4 protein-coding genes are annotated in these 4,101 nt (G+C 69.3%); 1 reads left to right on the top strand and 3 read right to left on the bottom strand.

Annotation, left to right across the window (positions count from 1 at the left end):
• The 3 genes from M0R80_31505 to M0R80_31495 all read right to left on the bottom strand — a co-directional run.
• On the bottom strand, positions 1–291 hold a 291-nt coding region (locus M0R80_31505), incomplete at its 3' end, for a hypothetical protein (protein ID MCK9464170.1).
• Entirely contained in the window at positions 291–1,085 is a 795-nt protein-coding gene (locus tag M0R80_31500; protein MCK9464169.1) for a tetratricopeptide repeat protein, read from the bottom strand. The genes M0R80_31505 and M0R80_31500, both read right to left, overlap by 1 nt.
• Before the next feature lie 43 nt (positions 1,086–1,128).
• Complete coding sequence (locus M0R80_31495) at positions 1,129–2,805, bottom strand: serine/threonine protein kinase (GenBank protein MCK9464168.1); 1,677 nt, start codon at positions 2,803–2,805, stop codon at positions 1,129–1,131.
• Positions 2,806–3,534: 729 nt separating this feature from the next.
• Between M0R80_31495 and M0R80_31490 the strand changes: the two genes are divergently transcribed.
• On the top strand, positions 3,535–4,101 hold a 567-nt coding region (locus M0R80_31490; protein MCK9464167.1), incomplete at its 3' end, for a sodium/proline symporter.

Below are 4,101 nucleotides of genomic sequence, written 5' to 3'. Positions count from 1 at the left end.
ATCCGTATCCGTGTCCGTATCCGTGTCGGTGTCGGTGTCGATGTCCGTATCGGTATCGACATCCGTGTCAGTATCGGTGTCGGTGTCGGTGTCCGTATCCGTGTCCGTGTCGCCGCCTCCCGGCCCCTCGACGCACCAGCCGTCTTCGCAGTGGAAACCGGACGGACACTGGTCTTCCCCGTCGCAGGTGAACTGCCCGCTCCGCCACCCGAAGTCGATGCACCCCGCCGCCGCGAACGCCGCGACGGCCGCCGCGACGATGATCCGCCTCGTCCACAATCCCCGCCGCATCAGAAGCTCCACCGCACGGTCGCTGCGACGGCCTCCGGGCCGATCGCAGGCGCGATCTCGGGGCGCGCGTCGTCCCCGGATCCATCGTCGGAAGCCACGAGGAGCACGGCGCCGACCGCCGCGGCGAGGACGCCGATCCCGCCGACGATCCATCCGGCCTTCTCGTACCGCCTCCCGTCCTCGAGGAGCGCGTCGTGCACGGACGGGTCGTACGCCTCACCGTCGATCGCCTCCATCTCCTTGTCCTTCTTCGCCGCGAGCCCGAGGAACACCGCGCCGACGACGATCCCCGCCGCGCCCGTGCCGACCGAGATCCAGCCCGGAATCCGGAGGTCCGGCCCCGGCTCGTCTTTCGGGGCGACCGGCGCGACCGGCGGCTCAGGCTCGTCCCGCTCCTCGTCCGGCGGCTCCGGCGGCTCCGGCTCCGGCGGCAGCGTCGCCCGGAGCTGCGCGAGCTTCTCCGCGATCTCCTCGCGGTTCGGCACCTCCGACGGCCAGTCGACGTACCGCTGGTACATCGCGACGGCGCCGCGGACGTCGCCGAGCTTCTCCTCGCACAGCGCGATGTTGAACAGCGTCCTGTAGTGCGGGAACGCCGCGAGCGACTCCTCGAACGCCGCCTGCGCCTCCTCGTAACGGCCGGCGTCGAACGCGGCCTGGCCGCGCGAGAACGCCTCCTTGGCGCTTCCCATGTCGTCGCCCTGCGCCATGGCGGCCGCGCCCGTCGCGAAGAGCGACGCCGCGACCGCAGCGGCGGCGACTGTGCGCAGTATGCGGCTCGAGTTTGCGGGCACGCGCGTCCCCTTTCCGACCCGGTTCGGCACGATTGTTACAATATCAGAATGGGTTGTCCATCGGGGTGTCCAAACCCTTCGGCTCGCCCTTGCCCGGCTTCTTCTCGACCGACGCCGGCGCCATCCCGTCGCCGCCGGTCTTCCCGGGGTCCGGCTTCTTCCCGGCCCCGCCCGCCTTGGCCTTCCCGGCCTTCGTCGATCCCTTGGACGCGCCCGCCTTCGCCGCCGGCTCCGGCGCGGCCGCCGGCTCGAGCGTCACGACGATCTTCCTGTCCCGATCCGGCACGATCTCGGCGCGCTGCTCGACGTACCCCGGCGCGCTGGCCTTCAGCTCGAGCTTCCCCTCGCCGCGCGGGACCTCGAGGCCGTCCGCCGGCACCCGCTCGCCCGCCAACGTGACCTCGGCCTCCGCGGGGCTCCGCTCGACGACCACCCGGACGCCGGACGCCGGCACGGCCGCCTTCGCGGAGTCGTCGCCCGGATCGGCCGCGGGCAGGATCGGGGCCGGCCTCGGCGCCGCGACCGGCGCGTCGTCCCCCATGCCGAGGAACACCGCCGTCCCCGCCGCGATCACGAGCAGGAGCGAGGCGGCGACGCCGAGGGCGACGCGACGCCGCGATCTGCGGCGCGCCTCGCGGGGACCCTCGTTCTCGAACGCGAGCGGCGTCTCGACCTTGGACTGGTACAGCACGTCGCCCAAGTCCATCGTGTTCGAGTCGCGGTCGATCCGCGGCTCCTGACGGTTCACGATCGGCGCGCCGTGGAGCACGTCGTACGGCAGCGATCTCCGCAGCGCCACGATCGCCTCGAGGAGCTCCATCGCCGTGGACCACCTGTCGTCCCGACGCCGCGCGAGCGCGCGCAGGACAATCGTCTCCAGCCTCTCCGGCACGTCCGGCCGGACGTTGCGGAACGACCTCACGTCCTGCGTGATGATCTGGATGAGCAGCGCGTTGTAGTTCGACGCCGAGTGCGGGATCGCGCCGACGAGGCACTCGTACAGGATCACGCCCGCCGAGTAGATGTCGATGCGCCGGTCGAGGTCCTTCTTGCCTGACGCCTGCTCGGGCGACATGTAGTACGGCGTGCCGAGCACCGACCCCGTCTGCGTCAGCCGCATGTTCTCGAGCTCGGGATCTATGAACTTCGAGATCCCGAAGTCGAGGAGCTTGATCCTCATCGCGCCGTCCTCGTCCCTGAGGAGGAAGACGTTGTCGCTCTTCAGATCGCGGTGGATGATGCCCGCCTCGTGCGCCGCGTGCAGCGCGGAGAGCATCTGCTCGGCGACGTCGAGCGTGAACCAGATCGGCTGCGGCCCGTGGCGCTCGATGTGCTCGCCGAGCGAGATGCCCTCGAGCAGCTCCATGACGAGGAACGGCACGCCCTCGCTCGTCTCGCCGACGTCGTGGACCTTGATGATGTTCGGGTGGCCGATGGCGCCGGTGGCCCGCGCCTCGCGGTACAGCCGCTGCACCGGCTCGCGCTGCGCGGCGAACGCCTCGTGGAGCAGCTTGACCGCGACCTTCGAGCCGATGAGCGTGTGCTCGGCCTCGAAGATCGTGCCCATGCCTCCCTGGCCGATGCACCTCACGAGCTTGTAGCGGCCCGCGATCGTGCGGCCGAGCAACCGCTGCATGACGTCGGTGATCGGGCGGCCCGTCTTCGGGCAGAAGTCGACGCCGTCGCCGTGCTCTTCGTCGCAGTGGATGCAGTGCGCCATCGTCCGCAGTCGCCTCGTAGTCGTTTCGATCTAATCTACTGAATCTCGCGCGCCCGCGCCACCTCGTACGGCGCGTCCCCCACGTTCTCCATGTTTTCGACGTCGTCCCGACGCGGTTGATTCGATCCCTCTCGCGCGGGCGGTCTGCCCTCTCGCGGCGACAGGACATCCTATCGTGGCGGCCGAGCCTCCTGTCGCGCAGTGGAGGCGTCCTTGCGCGGTCCCGGGCGCTCCTCGAGCGCGGGCAGCAGATCCAGCGGGTCTTGCGTGTTCTTCATCTCGTCCTCCTCATCGGTGCTTGTGTGGCGCCGCCTCGTGCGCCGTGGCGCAGCAAACCTGAATCGCAGATCTTCGGTCCGCTACACTCGATCGGAGAACAAGCTCACGCTGTCCAAGGACAAGGACCGCGGCCACCAGGGCCGCGGCCAGGATGACGAAGCCCTCCAGGCTGTCGAAACGAGAAGCCCACCGGGCTTGTCTCCGAAGCGACTTGTCGCGCAGGAGAATCCTGACCGCGCTCCTCGTGGGCGCGGCTGAAAGCGAGGCTGGCGTTCATCTGATCTGGACCGAGGCAACGCTATCGAGATCGGACGATCCGGGCGGAGGTTGACGAAAAAGTGAACAGGGAGGGAAAAAAGTGCGCGTTTTCGGGTGGGCGAATGGAGCGCCCCCTCCCCGCCCCACGCCTCCCCCTTCCCCCGCCCGCCGGGTCTCGGCTATAACCGCCCCATGATCATCGTCTTCGTCGCCTACCTGGCCCTCCTGGTCGGCATCACCGTCTGGACGGCGCGGATGTCCAAGAGCTCCGCCGACTACATCGCCGGCGGCAGGCGGGTCGGCGGCGTCGCCATGGCGCTCTCCGAGCGCGCGACCGGCGAGTCGGCGTGGCTGATCCTCGGCCTGACCGGCGAGGCGTACCTGGTCGGGATGAAGGCCCTGTGGGAGGCGCTCGGCTGCGTGCTCGGCATCCTGTTCATCTGGTTCGTCATGGGCAACCGGCTGCGGGCGTCCGCGGAGGCGACCGGCGCGCTCACGATCACGAGCCTCATCTCGCGCCGTTTCCCGGGCGCCGAGAAGGCGATCAGCAGCCTCGCGTCGCTCGTGATCATCTTCTTCCTGCTCTTCTACATCGAGGCGCAGTTCTACGGTGGCGGCAAGGTGCTCTACAACACGTTCGGCATCCCGCAGTTCTGGGGCGTCGTCATCGGATCGCTCGTCGTCGTGTTCTACTGCATGATCGGCGGGTTCATCACGGTCGTGGCGACGGACGTGGTCCAGGCGGGCCCCATGATCGTG

Source organism: Pseudomonadota bacterium (assembly GCA_023229365.1).
GTDB lineage: Bacteria > Myxococcota_A > Polyangia > JAAYKL01 > JAAYKL01 > JALNZK01.
This window is presented reverse-complemented; position numbering and strand designations above follow the sequence as displayed.

Excerpts from the sequence above, each read along its gene's own strand:
- M0R80_31495 (MCK9464168.1), bottom strand. The coding sequence starts at position 2,805 with ATGGCGCACTGCATCCACTGCGACGAAGAGCACGGCGACGGCGTCGAC.